The 15,991-nt window shown below is 71.1% G+C and carries 14 protein-coding genes; 12 read left to right on the plus strand and 2 right to left on the minus strand.

What is annotated here, in order from left to right:
- Nucleotides 1-80 precede the first annotated feature (80 nt).
- On the minus strand, nt 81-1,073 hold the full coding sequence (locus E5N76_RS03875; protein ID WP_149535978.1) for a Bug family tripartite tricarboxylate transporter substrate binding protein: 993 nt from the start codon (nt 1,071-1,073) through the stop codon (nt 81-83).
- Nucleotides 1,074-1,148: 75 nt separating this feature from the next.
- On the minus strand, nt 1,149-2,147 hold the full coding sequence (locus tag E5N76_RS03880; RefSeq protein WP_149535979.1) for an isopenicillin N synthase family dioxygenase: 999 nt from the start codon (nt 2,145-2,147) through the stop codon (nt 1,149-1,151).
- 182 nt (nt 2,148-2,329) lie between these two features.
- Between E5N76_RS03880 and E5N76_RS03885 the strand changes: the two genes are divergently transcribed.
- The 12 genes from E5N76_RS03885 to nusB all read left to right on the plus strand — a co-directional run bounded on the left by E5N76_RS03885 (nt 2,330) and on the right by nusB (nt 15,986).
- Nucleotides 2,330-3,898 (plus strand): ABC transporter substrate-binding protein, encoded by a 1,569-nt coding sequence (locus E5N76_RS03885; protein ID WP_187829960.1) that lies wholly within the window; start codon nt 2,330-2,332, stop codon nt 3,896-3,898.
- A gap of 6 nt (nt 3,899-3,904) precedes the next feature.
- Complete coding sequence (locus E5N76_RS03890) at nt 3,905-4,918, plus strand: ABC transporter permease (protein WP_149535981.1); 1,014 nt, start codon at nt 3,905-3,907, stop codon at nt 4,916-4,918.
- Nucleotides 4,915-5,859 carry an ABC transporter permease gene (locus E5N76_RS03895; RefSeq protein WP_149535982.1) on the plus strand — a complete coding sequence of 315 codons (945 nt, stop codon included), beginning with the start codon at nt 4,915-4,917 and terminating at the stop codon, nt 5,857-5,859. Before E5N76_RS03890 ends, E5N76_RS03895 begins: the two co-directional genes overlap by 4 nt.
- A gap of 118 nt (nt 5,860-5,977) precedes the next feature.
- Nucleotides 5,978-6,949, plus strand: a complete 972-nt coding sequence (locus E5N76_RS03900; RefSeq protein ID WP_149535983.1) for an ABC transporter ATP-binding protein — start codon at nt 5,978-5,980, stop codon at nt 6,947-6,949.
- On the plus strand, nt 6,942-7,883 hold the full coding sequence (locus E5N76_RS03905) for an oligopeptide/dipeptide ABC transporter ATP-binding protein (protein WP_187829961.1): 942 nt from the start codon (nt 6,942-6,944) through the stop codon (nt 7,881-7,883). The genes E5N76_RS03900 and E5N76_RS03905 overlap by 8 nt, the downstream gene beginning before the upstream one ends.
- A 94-nt stretch (nt 7,884-7,977) precedes the next feature.
- Nucleotides 7,978-9,714 (plus strand): hydantoinase B/oxoprolinase family protein, encoded by a 1,737-nt coding sequence (locus E5N76_RS03910; RefSeq protein WP_207791854.1) that lies wholly within the window; start codon nt 7,978-7,980, stop codon nt 9,712-9,714.
- A gap of 60 nt (nt 9,715-9,774) precedes the next feature.
- Nucleotides 9,775-11,802, plus strand: coding sequence for a hydantoinase/oxoprolinase family protein (locus E5N76_RS03915; RefSeq protein WP_149535986.1), 2,028 nt, complete (start codon nt 9,775-9,777; stop codon nt 11,800-11,802).
- 176 nt (nt 11,803-11,978) lie between these two features.
- Complete coding sequence (gene ribD / locus E5N76_RS03920; RefSeq protein ID WP_235907562.1) at nt 11,979-13,112, plus strand: bifunctional diaminohydroxyphosphoribosylaminopyrimidine deaminase/5-amino-6-(5-phosphoribosylamino)uracil reductase RibD; 1,134 nt, start codon at nt 11,979-11,981, stop codon at nt 13,110-13,112.
- On the plus strand, nt 13,094-13,732 hold the full coding sequence (locus E5N76_RS03925; protein ID WP_149535987.1) for a riboflavin synthase: 639 nt from the start codon (nt 13,094-13,096) through the stop codon (nt 13,730-13,732). The genes ribD and E5N76_RS03925 overlap by 19 nt, the downstream gene beginning before the upstream one ends.
- Before the next feature lie 12 nt (nt 13,733-13,744).
- Nucleotides 13,745-14,878 carry a 3,4-dihydroxy-2-butanone-4-phosphate synthase gene (ribB, locus tag E5N76_RS03930; protein ID WP_149535988.1) on the plus strand — a complete coding sequence of 378 codons (1,134 nt, stop codon included), beginning with the start codon at nt 13,745-13,747 and terminating at the stop codon, nt 14,876-14,878.
- Nucleotides 14,875-15,357 (plus strand): 6,7-dimethyl-8-ribityllumazine synthase, encoded by a 483-nt coding sequence (ribH, locus tag E5N76_RS03935; RefSeq protein ID WP_149535989.1) that lies wholly within the window; start codon nt 14,875-14,877, stop codon nt 15,355-15,357. Before ribB ends, ribH begins: the two co-directional genes overlap by 4 nt.
- On the plus strand, nt 15,357-15,986 hold the full coding sequence (gene nusB / locus E5N76_RS03940; RefSeq protein ID WP_408021689.1) for a transcription antitermination factor NusB: 630 nt from the start codon (nt 15,357-15,359) through the stop codon (nt 15,984-15,986). Before ribH ends, nusB begins: the two co-directional genes overlap by 1 nt.
- Nucleotides 15,987-15,991: the final 5 nt, after the last annotated feature.

Consider the following 15,991-nt stretch of genomic DNA (forward strand, 5'->3'; position numbering starts at 1 on the left):
CTGCTCACGCCAACTCAGGGTTTCCAAAGGCCCTTCGGCCTTTGGCGGGGTGAGCTCGAGAGGGGCAGAGCCCCTCTCGATTACCCTTCCAGTCGCACCCCCGTCCTCGCCACCACCGCCTTGTACTTCTCCTGTTCCCGCACGATGAAGCCCCGTGCTTCGTCCAGCCCGTTCGCTGCTCGCCAGGCATCGTGCCCCGCCGCCAGCAGCCGGTCGCGCGTCGGGTCCTCATGCAGCGTGGCCACCAGCGCGCGGTTGATGGCGCTCGCTGCCGGCAGCGGCATGCCGGGCGGGCCGACCAGGATGAACCAGGTATCGAATTCGAAGCCCGGCACCCCCGCCTCCACCAAGGTCGGCATCTCCGGATAGGTGGGGAAGCGCTGCCGCCCTGTCACGGCGACGCCGCGCACCATGCCGTCTCGGATCATCTGATTGGCGGAGGCGAGGGCGGCTATGCCGAATTGCGCTTCCCCGGTATGGATGGACTGCATCATCTGCGCCCCGCTGCGATAGGGCACATGCACGAAGCGGGTGTTCAGGTGCTGCCCCAGCATCTCCGAGGCCAAATGCAGCACGCCGCCGACGCCGGAAGTGGCGTAGGTGATGCTTTCGGGCGGGGCGCGGCGCATCGCCGCCACCACCTCCGCCGCGCTGCCGCCGGGGAAGCGGTTATTCACCACCAGCACCAGGGGCGGCGCGCCGATGATGCCGAGATGGGTGAAGTCGTTCACCGGGTCGTAGCGGTTCCAGTTGGTGATGGCGTTGGGGGCGATGGCGTGGGAGCCGGTCTCGGCCACCATCATGGTGAAGCCATCCGCCGGCTGGCGCTTCAGCCATTCGCTGCAGACCGCCCCGGCCGCGCCCGGCCGGTTCTCCACCACGATGCGGGTGCCGGGGCCGAGATGCACCGCCAGCCGGTCCGCCAGGAGCCGCGCGGCGATGTCGGTGGAGCCGCCCGGCGAATAGCCGGTGACCAGGCTGACCGGACGTTCCGCGAAATTCTGCGCCCGCGCCGCCCAAGGGGCGAGCAAGGGGGCGACCGCAAGGGCAGGGAGCAGGGTACGACGGCGCATGACGTGGTTTCCTCCCGGTTTTCCGGAAGTAGGCTATGCGCCGCCGAAGATGAAAAGAGGGAAAACGCCGGGGGCTCAGGCCCCCTGCAGCTCCACCCCCGCGGCGGAGCGGCCGCGCTCCCCGTAATTCGTGCCCGAATACTCGCTCATGAAGTCCAGATAGGTGAAGGGCTGGAACCGGGCCGGATTCTGCTTGCTGATGCAGGTGGGGATGGGCGCCATCACCGCGTCGTAGGAGCAATCCATGAAGAAGGGGATGGCGTAGCGTTCCTTGCCGCTGCGGTTGGTCACCCGGTGCGGCGTGGCGAGGAAGAGCTGGTTGGTCCAGCGCCGCAGCATCATGCCGCCATTCACCAGGAAGCAGCCCTCCAGCGCCGGCGCGTCGATCCAGGTGCCGTCCGGCAGGCGGATGGACAGGCCCGGCACCTTGTTCTGCGCCAGGATGGTCATGAAGCTGGTATCCGCATGCGGCGCCAGGCCCCACTCATCCGCTTCCGCCGTCGGCTCCTGCTGCGGGTAGTGGGTCATGCGCAGGGTGAACATCGGCTCGCGGAATTTGTCGTCGAACCAGTCATGCGGCAGGCCGAGCGCGGCGGCGTAGATCGGCACCAGCGTCTTGCCGAGCTGCTCCATCGCCCCGGCATATTCCAGCGCCGTCTCGCGGAAGCCGGGCAGATCGGCGGGCCACTGGTTCACCGCGCGGAAGCGCTTGCCCGCGAGCACGTCCGGATGGTCCGCCGGCAGCTCGCGCTTGAAGAACACCGCCTCGTTCATGTTGGGCTTCTTGATGCCGTCCACGGCATTCATGCGCGTGGTGTTGCCGCGCATCGGCAGGTAGCCCTGATTGTGCTCGTTGAAGGGCATGGCGAGCTTCGCCTCCATCGGCTGCGCGTGGTAGCGCGCGGCGGCGGCGAAGGCGGCATCGATCAGCTTCTGGGGCACGCCGTGATTGCGGACGAAGTAGAAGCCCACCTCGGTGAAGGCGCGGCGCAGCTCGGCGCCCAGCGTCTCCAGCGCGCCGGGCCGGCCCTCCAGCAGCGGGCCGAGGTCGAGAACGGGGATGGTGGCGGGCATGGCAAAGCTCTCCTGCGCGATCGCCGCAGCCTAGGACCATGCGCGCCAAGCGGGCAAGGTGGCGGGGGGTGCCGCCATGCTGGGCAGAATACGTCCCGCTGCCCGGGCTTCGCGCCGATTGCCCCCTTGCCTGGCGCGAGCGCCCGGGCTTTCACTCCCGCCGGTTCTGCCGGAGACCCGCGATGCGCCGCCTTGCCCTGTTGCTGACCGCCCTGCTCCTCGCCGCCCCCGCGGCGCGGGCGGAGGCCCCGCGGCCCATGGTCTGGGGCGACAGCCTGGCGGCGACGCTCGATCCGCATGCGATCTTCGACGTGCCGATGCAGTACATCCTGCTGAACGCCTATGACGGGCTGTACCGCTACCAGGGCAATCCGCCGCGGCTGGAGCCCTGGCTCGCCACCGGCCACACCACCAGCGAGGATGGCCTCACCTGGGAGTTCACCCTGCGCGAGGGGGTGAAATTCCATGACGGCACGGTGATGACGGCGGAGGACGTGGTCTATTCCTTCCGTCGCCTGCTGGCGATGAACCGCGCCCCCGCCGCCGCCTTCAGCCCGGTGCTGAAGGTGGAGAACGTGACGGCGCCGGCCCCGAACAAGGTGCGCTTCGTGCTCAGCACGCCCTATGCGCCCTTCCTGGCGGCGATGCCGCTGGTCGCCATCGTCAACAGCAAGCTGGTGCAGGCGAATACGGCGAACGAGGATTGGGGCGCCGCCTGGCTGGCGACGCATGATGCCGGCTCCGGCGCCTACATGGTGGATGCGGAGACCTATCGCGCCCGCACCTCGCTGGATTTCAACCGCTTCCGCGACCACTTCCTCGGCTGGTCGCACAACCGAAACCCCTTCGACCAGGTGCGGTCGCGGCCGATCCTCGAGACCAGCACCCGCGTGCTGGCGCTGCAGCGCGGCGAGATCGACGCCGGCGACAGCTACCTGCCCACCGACCAGGTGGATCGGGTGGAGCGCAACCCGCGCACCCGGGTGCAGAAGGACGAGACCATGCGGACCTTCATCATCCGCATGAACAACCGCAAGCCGCCCTTCGACAACCTCGATGCGCGGCTCTGCTTCGCCCATGCCTTCAACTATGAGGGCTTCAACAACATCATCCTGCGCGGCTTCGTCATCCGGAATCCGGGCCCGAATCCGAACAGCCTGTGGGGGAACCCGCCGGACCTGGCGCCCTATGCCTTCGATCTCGCCAAGGCGAAGGAGCATTGCGACAAGGCGCGGGCGGCCGGTGCGCCGCTGAACCGCGAGATCGAGATCCATCTGCAATCCGAGCTGGAGCAGACCACCCAGGCGGCGCAGATGTTCCAGGCAGATCTCCGCCGCGTGGGCGTGACCCTGAAGATCGTGCCGAATACCTGGGCGAACATCACCGCCTCCACCACAAGGCCGGAGACGACGCCGGATACCTGGATCCATTGGGTCAGCAGCTACTTCATCGACCCGGAGAATTGGATCGGCCAGATGTATGACAGCCGCTTCCACGGCACCTGGAAGGCGTCGAGCTGGTACCGCAACCCGCGCGTCGATGAGCTGCTGACCCGCGCCCGCGGCAGCCTGGACCAGGCGGAGCGGGAGAAGCTGTACCAGGAGGCGACGCGGCTGGTGGTGGCGGACAGCCCGGACATCTGGGTGTACAACACGGTCAATCTCCGTGGCGTCTCCCGCCGCATCCAGGGCTGGAATTTCTCCCCGGTGGGCTCGGGCGGGGAGCTGCGCACCCTCTGGTCGGAGCAATAGCGGGCGGTGGCGCGCTATGTCCTGCGGCGGATCCTCCTGGCGCTGCCGGCGCTGTTCGGGCTGGTGCTGCTGACCTTCGTGCTGACGCGGGTGATCCCCGGCGACCCCGCGGCGGCGCTGGCGGGGGACAGCGCGACGCCGGCGCAGATCGCCGAGATCCGCGAGAAATACGGGTTGGACCGGCCGATCCTGGAACAGGCGCTGGTGCATATCCGGCAGGTGCTGACGGGCGATCTCGGCCGCTCCATCTTCTCCGGAAGGCCGGTGACGGAGGAGATCGCCCAGCGCCTGCCGGCGACGCTGGAACTGACCTTCGCGGCGCTCTTCCTGGCGACGATCATCGGCATTCCGCTGGGGCTGGTGGCGGCGCTGAACCATAACGGGCCGGTGGACCAGATCGTGCGGCTGCTCTCCGTCGGCGGGCTCGCCATCGCCTCCTTCTGGCTGGCGCTGATGCTGCAGCTCGTCTTCGCGATGGACCTCGACATATTGCCGCTGCGGGGCAGGGTGGATGTGGATCTCGGCCTGCCGCCCACCGTCACCGGGCTGCTGACCATCGACAGCCTGCTGGCCGGGCGCTTCGACCAATTCCGCGATGCGGTGTGGCATCTGGTGCTGCCGGCGGTGACGCTCTGCCTGCCCGGCCTCGCCAGCATCGCCCGCTTCACCCGGTCCGGCATGCTGGAGATGCTGCAGAAGGATTTCGTGCTGTACGCGCGGGCGGCGGGCTACGGCAAGTTCCGGCTCTACGCCATCTACGTGCTGCGCAATGCAGTGACGGTGACGGTGACGCAGATCGGGTTGCTGTTCGGCGCGCTGATCTCCGGCGCCGTGGCGGTGGAGGCGATCTATGACTGGCCGGGCCTCGGCACCTATGCGGTGCAGGCGATCCTGACGGCTGATTACAAGGCGCTGCTGGCCGTCACGCTGGTGGTCGGCGTGGTCTATGCGGTGGTGAATGTGCTGGTGGACGTGGCCCAGGCGCTGATCGACCCGCGCGTGGCGGAAGACGTGCGATGAGCGCGTCCGATGCCCGGAGCGTCGAGCCCTCCCACGCAGCTCCGCTGCCTGGGAACCCTGGCGAAGGGCGCGGCGGGCTGAAGCGGCCGCGCCCGCGCTTTCCTGCGCTGAGGCGGCTGCTGCGCGACCCGGTCGCTACCTTCGGCCTGGCGCTGGTGCTGTTCGCGGTATTCGTGGCGATCTTCGCGCCCTGGCTCGCGCCCTATCCGGAGGACGCCTTCGAAAGCCACATCCTGCAAAGGCTGCGGCCGCCCTCCGCGGAGTTTCCCTTCGGCACCGACAATCTCGGGCGGGACGTGCTCTCCCGCGTCATCCTCGGCACGCGCAGCGCGCTGCTGGTGGCGGTGGCCGTGGTGGGGGCGTCGCTGGCCATCGGCGTGCCGGTGGGGCTGGTGGCGGGGTGGCGGGATGGCTGGCTTTCCGAGCTGCTCATGCGCGTCACCGATGTGTTCCTCGCCGTGCCGCAGCTCATCCTGGCCCTGGCGCTGGGGCAGTTGCTGGCGCCGGGGCTGACCACGGCGATGCTGGCGCTGGCCCTGACCTACTGGCCCTTCTTCGCTCGTACCGTCTATGCCGAGACGCGGCGGCTGCGCGGCGCGCTCTTCGTCGATGCGCTGGCGGGGATCGGGGCTTCCACGCCGCGCATCCTGCTGCTGCATGTGCTGCCGAACGCGGCGCCGGCCATCGTGATCCGCGCCACCATCGGCATGGGCTTCACCATCCTGACGGCGGCGCTGCTCGGCTTCCTCGGCGTGGGCGCGGCGCCGCCGGACCCGGATTGGGGGCTGGCGGTGGCCGAGGCGCGGCAGCATCTGCCGGAGGCCTGGTGGTTCCCGACCTTCCCCGGCCTCGCCATCCTGCTGCTGGTGCTGGGCTTCAACCTGCTGGGCGACGGGCTGCGCGACATCGCCGACCCCCGGCTGCGGAGGAGTCGGCATTGATCAATCCCCACGAAGCCGCTGCGCGGTTCCGCGGGGGCCCCATGGGCGCCTTGCGGCCAGGGCTTCAGCACAGCCTGCCGCGGCGAAGCCGCGGCAGGACACCGGGAGGCGCAGGGCGATGAGCGCGGTGCTGACGCGGCCGCTGCTCTCGGTCGAGAATCTGGCTGTGCATATCCGCACCGATGGCGGGCTGGCGCGCATCCTGGACGACGTGACCCTGGCGGTGCCGAAGGGCGGCTCGCTCGGCGTGGTAGGGGAGAGCGGTTGCGGCAAGTCCACGCTGCTGCGCGCCATCCTCGGCATCTTGCCGCGCGGCGCCACGGTGCCGAAGGGCGCGGTGCTGTTCGAGGGGGAGGACATCCTCAGCGACCATGGCGCCTCGGTACGGGGACGGATCGGATTCATTCCGCAGGACCCCTATCTCTCGCTGAACCCGGTGTTCCGCGCCGGCGACCAGATTCTCGAAGTGATGCGGCGCCACGCGCCCGGGCGCCGGCGGGACCACAAGGAGAAGCTGGTCGAGTTGTTCCGCGCGGTGCAATTGCCCGATCCGGGCGGGGCGCTGGCAAAATACCCGCACCAGTTCAGCGGCGGGCAAAGGCAGCGGCTGCTGATCGCGGCGGCGCTATCCTGCGAGCCCTCGCTCGTCGTCGCGGATGAGCCGACCACGGCGCTGGACGTGACGACGCAGCGGGAAATTCTGGTTGTGCTGCGGCAGCTCATCGCGGAACGGGGGCTGTCGCTGCTCTTCGTGACGCATGATTTCGGCGTGCTGGCGACGGTGTGCGATCAGGTGGCGGTGCTCTATTCCGGGCGGGTGGCGGAGACGGGGCCGACCCGCGCGGTGCTGGACACGCCCCTGCACCCCTATGCGCGCATGCTGCTGGCCTGCCATCCGGACCGGGCGACGGATCTCCTCGGCATTCCCGGCACCGTGCCGGCGGCGACGGCGCAGCCGCCCGGCTGCCGCTTCCATCCGCGCTGCCCGCAGCTCCATTCCGGCTGCCCGATCGAGGTGCCGCCGATGCTGCCCGCGGGCGAGGGTCGCGCCGTCGCCTGCCCCTGGTATGAGGAGGCGCCGCGTGGCTGAGCTGATCGGAGCCAGCGGGCTGGTGGTGGAGCTCGGCGCGCGGCGGGCCCTGTTCGGGTCGCGGCCCGGTGTCAGGGCGGTGGATGGGGTCGATCTCTCGATCGGCGCCGGCGAGGTGTTCGGCGTGGTCGGCGAGAGCGGCTGCGGCAAGACGACGCTGGCGCGCACCCTGCTCGGCCTGCAGCAGGAGGCGGCGGGGGAGATCCGGCTGGACGGCCGCAAGGTGGGTGGCGAGGCGCCGGCTGAGGCGCGCCGCACCCGCGCCGCCGTGCAATATGTGCATCAGGACCCCGGGGCGGCGCTGGACCCGTGGTGGCAGGTGGGCGCGACCCTGGCCGAGGGGTTGCGCATCCACGGCGTGGCGGATGCGGCGGAGCGTGAGGCCCGCATTGCGGAGACGCTGCAGGCGGTGGGGTTGGATCCCGCCTTCGCCGCGCGCTACCCGCATGAGCTGTCCGGCGGGCAGCAGCGGCGCATCGGGCTGGCACGCATCCTGTTGCTGCGGCCGAAGCTGGTGATTCTGGATGAGCCGACGGCGGGGCTGGATCTCTCCGTGCAGGCGGCGGTGCTGCGGCTGCTCAGGGAGCTGCGGGAGAGGTTCGGGCTGACCTATCTCTTCATCAGCCATGATCTTTCGGTGGTGCGGCGGGTGTGCGACCGCGTGGCGGTGATGTATCTCGGCCGGGTGGTGGAGGAGGGGGCGGCAGAGCGGCTGTTCGCGGCGCCGCGGCACCCCTATACGCGCGCCTTGCTGGCGGCCGCGCCGCGCCTGGATGGTGGTGCGGCCGGTCCTGGCTTGCCGGGCGATCCGCCGAGTTTGCGGGCGGTGCCCGCGGGGTGTCGCTTTCATCCGCGTTGTGCTGCGGCGGTCGATCGCTGCGCCGTGGAAGCGCCCGTGTTGAAGGATGGAGTCGCATGCCATCTCGCCGCCTAGACTCAAGGGTTCCAAGGGCCTTTCGGCCCTTGGCAGGGGGTCGAGGGGGACAGCGTCCCCCTCGGGGATGCTGATGCAGTGTGATCCGGTTTCATTGGAGATCATCCGCGGTGCCGCCCGCGCCGCCCAGGCGGAGATGGAGGCGCTGCTGGAGCGCACCGCCATGTCCGCCTTCATCCGCGAGAAGAAGGATTTCTACACCGCGCTCTTCGATGCCTCCGGCGCCATGGCGGTGGGGAGTGATTTGCCGATCTTCGGCGACATCGTCGGCCCGGTGCTTGCCGTGTATCCGCTGGAGAGCATGCGCCCTGGCGACCTGTACTGGTACAATGACTGCTACGGCTCACGCGGCGCCGTGTCCCATTCCAACGACCAGGTGTTCCTGGCGCCGGTCTTTCTCGGCGAGGTGCGCGTCGGCTTCGTCATGGGCTGGGCGCATTTTTCCGACATTGGCGGATTGCGCCCCGGCTCGCTCAGCCCGGATGCGACGGATCATTTCCAGGAGGGCATCATCATCCCGCCGGTACGGCTGGTGCGGGATGGCATCACGAACGAGGATTTGCTCCGCACCTTCTGGCGCAACAGTCGCTTTCCGCTGCAATCCCAGGGCGATACGCGGGCGTTGATGGCCGCGGTGCGGCTGGGGGAGGCGCGGGTGGCGGAACTCGCCGCACGCTTCGGCGCGGCGGTGCTGGCGGATGCCTTCGCGCAATTGCTGCGGCGAACGGAGACGCTGGTGCGCGCCAAGCTGCGGGACGCCTTTCCGGTCGGCACCACGCGCTTCGCCGATGCCATCGACAGCGACGGGCAGGGGAACGGCCCCTTCGTGCTGCGGCTGGCGCTGACGCGGACGGAGGATGACCGGTTCATCCTCGACGCCACCGCCACGGACGACCAGGCGCAGGGCCCGGTGAACCTGCTGATGCACCCGGATGTGCCGGGCATGGCGCTCGGCCTTTATTTCCTCCAGGGCGAGGCAGGGCAGGTGCTGAATGCCGGCGGGCCGCGCGCCATCGACGAGGTCAGGCTGCGCGAGGGCTCGCTGCTCTGGCCGCGTTCGCCGGCGCCGCTGGGGCTGCGCGGGCTGACGATGATGCGGTTGCTGGCGGCGCTGCATGGGCTGGTGGCGGTGGCGCGGCAGGGCGAGGCGCCGGCGGCGCATTCCGCCTATGTCATCCTGGCGCTGCGCGGCGCGCATGCTGGCCGCCGCTTCCTGATGAGCGACGGCGTCGCCGTGGGCTATGGCGCGCGGCCCTTCGCCGATGGGGTGGATGCCGTCTACTTCGTCGCGCAGGAGAATTACCCGGCGGAGTTCATGGAGCTGACCTATCCGGTGCGGCTGCGCGAATACGGGCTGCACCGGGACAGCGGCGGGGCGGGGCAGTATCGCGGCGGCTGCGGCGTGGTGCGGGAATACGAGGTGCTGTGCGAGGAGGCGCAGGTCGCCATCCGCATCGACAGCGTGCAGAACCCGCCCTGGGGCGTGGCCGGGGGGCTGAATGGCGGCAGCGGCCGGGCGGTGGTCAATCCCGGCACGCCGGGGGAGAGGGTGCTGGCGCCGCTCTCGGACGGCACGGTGCTGAAGCGGGGCGATGTGCTGCGGCTGGAAACCGGCGGGGGCGGCGGCTGGGGTCATCCCTTCGCGCGTGACCCGGCGCTGGTGCTGGCGGATGTGAAGGGGGGCGCGGTCAGCGCCGAAGCGGCAGCGCGCGACTATGGCGTGGTGATCCGTGACGGCGCGGTGGATGCGGCGGCGACGGCAGCGCGGCGCGAGGGGCGCGGCGAGGTGAAGCTGTTCCACCGGAAGGGGTATGTCGATGCAGTGGCGTGAGGCGGGCGCCCGGCACCCCCACCCCGGCCTTCCCCCGCAAGGCGGGGGAGGGAGCGCGCCATGACCAGCCTGCTTGTCGCCGTCGATATCGGCGGCACCTTCACCGACATCACGCTGCAGGATGCCGCCACGGGCGAGGCCTGGACGGCGAAGACGCCCTCCACCCCGCGCGATCCCTCGGAGGCCTTCCTCACCGGCGTCGGCCTGGCGCTGGCGGAGGCAGGGCGCAGCGCCGGCGAGATCGGCCGGGTGCTGCATGGCACGACCGTCGCCACCAACCTGATCCTGGAGGGCAAGACGGCGCCAACGGCGCTGCTCACCACCAAGGGCTTCCGGCATGTGCTGGAGATCGGCCGCGCGGATCTGCCGCGGCGGGACAATCTTTGGGCCTGGCGGAAGCCGAAGCGCCCGGTGCCACCTTCGCTGGTCTTCGAGATCCCGGGCCGCATCGGCGCCGATGGCGCGGAGCTGGCGCCGCTGGACGAACAGGCGGTGCGCGAAGCCGTGCAGGCGGCGCAGGCGGGCGGGGCGCAGGCCATCGCCATATGCTTCCTGCACAGCTTCGCCAACCCGGCGCAGGAACGCCGGGCGCTGGCGATCGCCCGCGAGGCGGCGCCCGGCCTGGCGCTCACCGCCTCTTGCGACGTACTGCCGGTGGTGCGGGAATACGAACGCAGCATGGCGACGGTGCTGAACGCCGCCGTCATGCCCGCCGTCGCCACCTATGTCGGGCGGCTGGAGGAAAGGCTGGCCAAGGGCGGCATCGCCGCGCCGCTGCTGCTGATGCGCTCCAATGGCGGGGTCGCCGGGGCGGCGGCCATCCGCCGCGCGCCGGTGCAGACGGCGCTCTCCGGCCCGGCGGCCGGGGTGGTCGGCGCCGCCGCCATGGCGCGGGCGGCGGGGATTCCGGACATCATCACCGTCGATATCGGCGGCACCTCGGCGGATATCTGCCTCATCAAGGGCGGGCAGGCGGGGCTGACGCAATCCGGAAGGGTCGGGCCCTGGCCGCTGCCCTTGCCGATGGTGGACATGGTCACCATCGGCGCGGGCGGCGGCTCCCTGGCGCGCGTCGCCGGCGGGGCGCTGACGGTGGGGCCGGAGAGCGCCGGGGCCGATCCCGGCCCCGCCTGCTACGGCCGCGGCGGCAGCCGCCCGACGGTCACGGATGCGCATCTGGTGCTCGGGCATCTGCCGCCCGCGCTGCTGGGCGGGCGGATGGCGCTGGACCCGGCGCGGGCGGAGGCGGCGATCGCCGAGCATGTGGCACAGCCGCTGGGGCTGAGCCTGGAAGCGGCGGCGCGCGGCATCCTCGCCATTGCCGACAACACCATGGTGGGCGCCATCCGCATCGTCTCGGTGGAGCGGGGGCATGATCCGCGCGGCTTCGCGCTCGTCCCCTTCGGCGGCGCCGGGCCGCTGCATGGCACGGCGCTGGCGGAGCTGCTGGGGATGACCCGAGTGCTGGTGCCGCCCTCGCCGGGGGTGCTGTGTGCGCAGGGGCTGCTGGCGGCGGATCTGAAGGCGGAGTTCAGCCGCAGCGTGGCGCAGCCCTTGGCGGTGGCCGATCCCGCCGGGCTGGAGGCCGGCTTCGCCGCGCTGGAGGCGGAGGCCGCCGCCTGGTTCGCGCAGGAGGCGGTGGCGGAAGCGGATCGCAGCACGCAGCGCCGCGCCCTGCTGCGCTATGAGGAGCAGGGCTTCGAGCTGGCGGTCCCCTGGCCGGCGGCGGCCGATCCGCGGGCGGCGCTGGCGGAGGGCTTCGCCGCGGCGCATCGCGGCCTGTACGGCTTCGACCTGCCCGGGGTGGCGATCGAGATCGTGACGCTGCGGGTGGAGGCGGCGGGCCGCCTGCCGGCGCCGACCATGCCGGCCCCCCAGGGCGGCGAGGGCGCCGAGCTCGGCACCCAGGCGCTGCGCCGGCCGGAGGGCGTGGTGCAGGCGCGCATCCTGGACCGCGCCCGGCTGGCGGCCGGGGCGACCTTCGCCGGCCCCGCCATCCTGACGCAGCTGGATGCCACCACCCTGGTGCCGCCCGGCTGGAGCGGACGGGTGCTGCCCGCCGGCGCGGTACTGCTGGAACGCGCCTGACTCATGGCTTCCGAAGGCCCTTCGGCCTGAGGGAGACCCCATCGACAATGCCCCGCATCGTCGATGGGAACCCGTTGCGGGAGGAGCTCGGGGAGGGCAGGGCCCTCCCCGATCCCCCCTTTCGTTCACCCCTTTGTCACGCCACTTTCCCCCGATGATGTTCACAGCGCCGCCCCATGGCCGATCCTGACGCCGATCTTGCCCATATGCGGGCGGCGCTGGCGGTGGCTCGCCGCGGGCTGGGCAATACCTGGCCCAACCCGGCCGTGGGCTGTGTGCTGGTGAAGGATGGCCAGGTGGTCGGCCGCGGCTGGACCCAGCCCGGCGGCCGCCCGCATGCCGAGACCCAGGCCCTGGACCGCGCCGGCGAGGCGGCGCGCGGCGCCACCGCCTATGTCACCCTGGAACCCTGTTCCCATTGGGGCCGCACCCCGCCCTGTTGCGACGCCCTGATCCGCGCCGGCGTCAGGCGCGTGGTCGTCGCGGCCGGCGACCCGGACCCGCGCGTCGATGGCCGCGGCCTGGCCCGCCTCAGGGAGGCCGGCGTGATCGTCGAACTCGGCCTTGGCCGGGCGGAGGCGGAGGCGCTGAATGCCGGCTTCGCCCGCCGCATCACCCGCGGCCTGCCCCTCGTCACCCTGAAGCTCGCGACGACGCTGGATGGCCGCATCGCCACCGCCACCGGCGAGAGCCAATGGATCACCGGCCCGGAGGCCCGCCGCGCCGCGCATGCCATCCGCGCCCGGCATGACGCCATCCTGGTCGGCAGCGGCACGGTGCTGGCGGATGATCCGGAGCTGACCTGCCGCATCCCCGGCATGTCCCGCGTGAAGCTGGCGCGGGTGGTGGCGGATTCCCGGCTGCGCACGCCGCTCGGCGCGAAGCTGGTCACCACGGCGCGGCTTGTGCCGACCTGGATCGCCACCCGCACCGGGCAGAAGCCCGCCGCCCTCGCCCCCTATCAGGAAGCGGGGGTGGAAATCCTGCCGGTGCGGCGGGAAAGGCGCGGGCTGGACCTGGCCGCCCTGCTCGGCGCCCTGGCGCAGCGCGGCATCACCAGGGTGATGGCCGAAGGCGGCGCCGGCCTTGCTGCCGCGCTGCTGCGCGCCAGGCTGGTGCAGCGCCTCGCCTGGTTCCACGCGCCCGGAATCATGGGCGGGGACGGGCTGCCGGCCGTGCAGCCCTTGCCGCTGGACCTGCTTTCCGCCATGCCCAGATTCCGGCGCATCTCCAGCCGGCCGGTCGGGGCGGACTGGCTCAGCGAATATGTCAGCGAGGAGGTCGAGGGGCCATGTTCACCGGAATCGTGACCGACCTCGGAACGGTCAGGGAGGTGCAGCCGATCGGGGAGGGGCAGGATATGCGCCTCGTCATCGGCACCTCCCCTGCCTTCCTGGCGCAGCCGGCACCGGCCGTCATCGGCGCCTCCATCGCCTGCTCCGGCTGCTGCCTCACCGCCGTCCAGCTCGGCGGCGACTGGTTCGCGGTGGATGCCTCGGCCGAGACCCTGTCGAAGACCATCCTGGGCGGCTTCCGCCCGGGCAGCCGGGTCAATCTGGAACGCTCGCTGCGCATCGGCGACGAGCTGGGCGGGCACCTCGTCTCCGGCCATGTCGATGGCGTGGCGGAGGTGCTCTCGGCAGCGCCGGAGAACGGGTCGGTGCGCTGGCGGTTCCGCCTGCCGCCCGGTTTGTCACGCTTCGTCGCCGTCAAGGGCTCCGTCGCCATCGACGGGGTGTCACTGACGGTTAACGAGGTTGACGGGGACGTGTTCGGGGTCAACATCATTCCCCACACCGCCGCCGTGACCACCTTCGGCACGCTGCAGCCCGGCGCGCGGGTGAACATCGAGATCGATACGCTGGCCCGCTATGTGGCGCGGCTGGTGGCGGCCGATCCCGGGGCGCTGGCCCCGCCGGCCGCTCAGTAGGGGACCTCCAGGATGACCGCCGCCCTGCCGCACAAGGCCAGCTTCGCCGATTTCATCTCCCCGACCGAGGAGCTGATCGAGGAAGCCCGACGCGGCCGCATGTTCATCCTGGTGGATGACGAGGACCGGGAGAATGAGGGCGATCTCGTCATCCCGGCGCAATTCGCCACGCCGGACGCCATCAATTTCATGGCCAAGCACGCGCGCGGGCTGATCTGCCTGGCGCTCGGCCGGCACCGGGTGGAACAGCTCGGCCTGCCGCTGATGGCCGCCGCCAACGGCACGCGGCATTCCACCGCCTTCACCGTCTCCATCGAGGCGAAGGAGGGCGTCACCACCGGCATCTCTGCCGCCGACCGGGCGCATACCATCGCCGTCGCCATCAACCCGGAGGCGGGGCGGGAGGATCTGGTGACGCCGGGCCATGTCTTCCCGCTGATGGCGCGGGATGGCGGCACGCTGGTCCGCGCCGGGCATACCGAAGCTTCGGTCGACCTCGCGCGGCTGGCCGGGCTGAATCCCTCCGGCGTCATCTGCGAGATCATGAACGACGACGGGACGATGGCCCGGATGCCGGACCTCGTCACCTTCGCGCAGCATCACGGCCTCAAGCTCGGCACCATCGCCGACCTCATCGCGCATCGCCGGCGGACGGAAAGGCTGGTGCGGCGCATCCAGGAAGGCACGATCGACCACCTGATCGGCGGCGAATGGCAGCTCGTGGTCTATGCCCAGACGCTGGAGCATGGCGAGCACCTGGCGCTGGTCAAAGGCGACGTCACCGTCCCCGGTCCCGTGCATGTGCGGATGCATGCGGCGAACCTGCTGCACGACACCATCATGGGCACCGGCAGCCGCGACCTGCATGAGGCGATGCGGATGATTTCCCAGGCCGGGCGCGGCGTGGTGGTGGTGATCCGCGACTGGCGCCCGACGAATATGAGCGAGCAGGTGAAGCGCAACAAGGATCGCCGCGTTGCACCGCCGGAGATCCGCGACTATGGGATCGGCGCCCAGATCCTGGCCGATCTTGGCGTACGCGACATGGTGCGGCTGTCCAACAACCCAAGGCCGATCGTCGGCCTGGAAGGCTATGGCCTGAGGGTTGTCGAGACGCGGCCGCTCCTCCGGAAGGATGCGGAATGAGTACGATCGACGCGCCGGAGCGCGTGGCAGAGCCCGTACCGGGCCCCGCGCCGCGGCTGCTGGTGATTGAGGCACCCTATTACGAGGCGGTGGTGAGCGGCATGCGCCGCGGCGCGGAGCAGGTCTTCGCCGCCGTTGGCGCCTTCCACCAGACCGTGGCGGTGGCCGGCGGCTATGAGCTGCCGGCGGCGCTGCGCATGGCGCTGGCGCAGAAGACGGAAGAATATGACGGCTTCCTGCTGCTGGGCTGCGTGGTGAAGGGCGAGACCGACCATTACGACTTCATCTGCACCGCCATCTGCCAGGGGGTGATGGACATCTCCAGCGAGACCGGCGCCGCCATCGGCTTCGGGTTGCTGACGGTGGACACCCTCACCCAGGCCCTGGCCCGCTCGGCGGAGGACAAGCACAACAAGGGGGCCGAGGCGGCGCATGCGCTGCTCGGCCAGCTCCGGCTGCGGCGGCGCTGGGGTCTCTGATGCCGAAGGAAGGATCGGAGACGCCGGAGCTCGACCGGCTGCGCGCGGAAATGGCGGCGGAGGGGAAGCCGGAGGCGGCGAAGCCGCAGGCCAGGCCCGCTGCCGCTGCGCCGAAGCCGGCGGCCAAGGGCAAGCGCCCCGCCCAGGCGGCGCCCGCCTCGCGCGGCCGGCCGCGCACCGGCGCAAGGCTGGCGGCGGTGCAGGCGCTGTACCAGAGCGAGCAGACAGGGGAGGCGGCGGAGCCGGTCATCTCCCAATTCCTGCGCCACCGCCTCGGCACCGGCGCCTTCGAGGATGGCCAGGTGCCGGAGGCGGACGCGCCGCTGTTCAGCGCCATCGTCCGCCGGGCGGCGAAGAATGGCGAGGTGCTGGACGGCATCATCGCCCGCCATCTGGACGAGGATTGGCCGCTGGCCAAGCTGGACCCGGTGCTGCGCGCCCTGCTGCGCGCCGCGGCGGCGGAGCTGTGGGAGCAGAAGGCGCCGCCGGCGCGGGTGGTGATCAACGAGTATCTCGACATCGCGCATGGCTTCTTCGGCGGCGAGGAGCCGCGCTTCGCCAATGGCGTGCTGGACGCCATGGCGCGGGCGCTGCGCGCCGAGGAATTCGCCGCCCAGCACCGGCGCTGAGGCGC

This window comes from Siccirubricoccus phaeus, from assembly GCF_008360935.1.
GTDB lineage: Bacteria > Pseudomonadota > Alphaproteobacteria > Acetobacterales > Acetobacteraceae > Siccirubricoccus > Siccirubricoccus phaeus.

Coding starts and splice junctions, on each gene's coding strand:
- E5N76_RS03875 (WP_149535978.1), bottom strand. CDS start 1,073: ATGCGCCGTCGTACCCTGCTCCCTGCCCTTGCGGTCGCCCCCTTGCTC.
- E5N76_RS03880 (WP_149535979.1), bottom strand. CDS start 2,147: ATGCCCGCCACCATCCCCGTTCTCGACCTCGGCCCGCTGCTGGAGGGC.
- E5N76_RS03885 (WP_187829960.1), top strand. CDS start 2,330: ATGCGCCGCCTTGCCCTGTTGCTGACCGCCCTGCTCCTCGCCGCCCCC.
- E5N76_RS03895 (WP_149535982.1), top strand. CDS start 4,915: ATGAGCGCGTCCGATGCCCGGAGCGTCGAGCCCTCCCACGCAGCTCCG.
- E5N76_RS03900 (WP_149535983.1), top strand. CDS start 5,978: ATGAGCGCGGTGCTGACGCGGCCGCTGCTCTCGGTCGAGAATCTGGCT.
- E5N76_RS03915 (WP_149535986.1), top strand. CDS start 9,775: ATGACCAGCCTGCTTGTCGCCGTCGATATCGGCGGCACCTTCACCGAC.
- ribD (WP_235907562.1), top strand. CDS start 11,979: ATGGCCGATCCTGACGCCGATCTTGCCCATATGCGGGCGGCGCTGGCG.
- E5N76_RS03925 (WP_149535987.1), top strand. CDS start 13,094: ATGTTCACCGGAATCGTGACCGACCTCGGAACGGTCAGGGAGGTGCAG.
- ribB (WP_149535988.1), top strand. CDS start 13,745: ATGACCGCCGCCCTGCCGCACAAGGCCAGCTTCGCCGATTTCATCTCC.
- ribH (WP_149535989.1), top strand. CDS start 14,875: ATGAGTACGATCGACGCGCCGGAGCGCGTGGCAGAGCCCGTACCGGGC.
- nusB (WP_408021689.1), top strand. CDS start 15,357: ATGCCGAAGGAAGGATCGGAGACGCCGGAGCTCGACCGGCTGCGCGCG.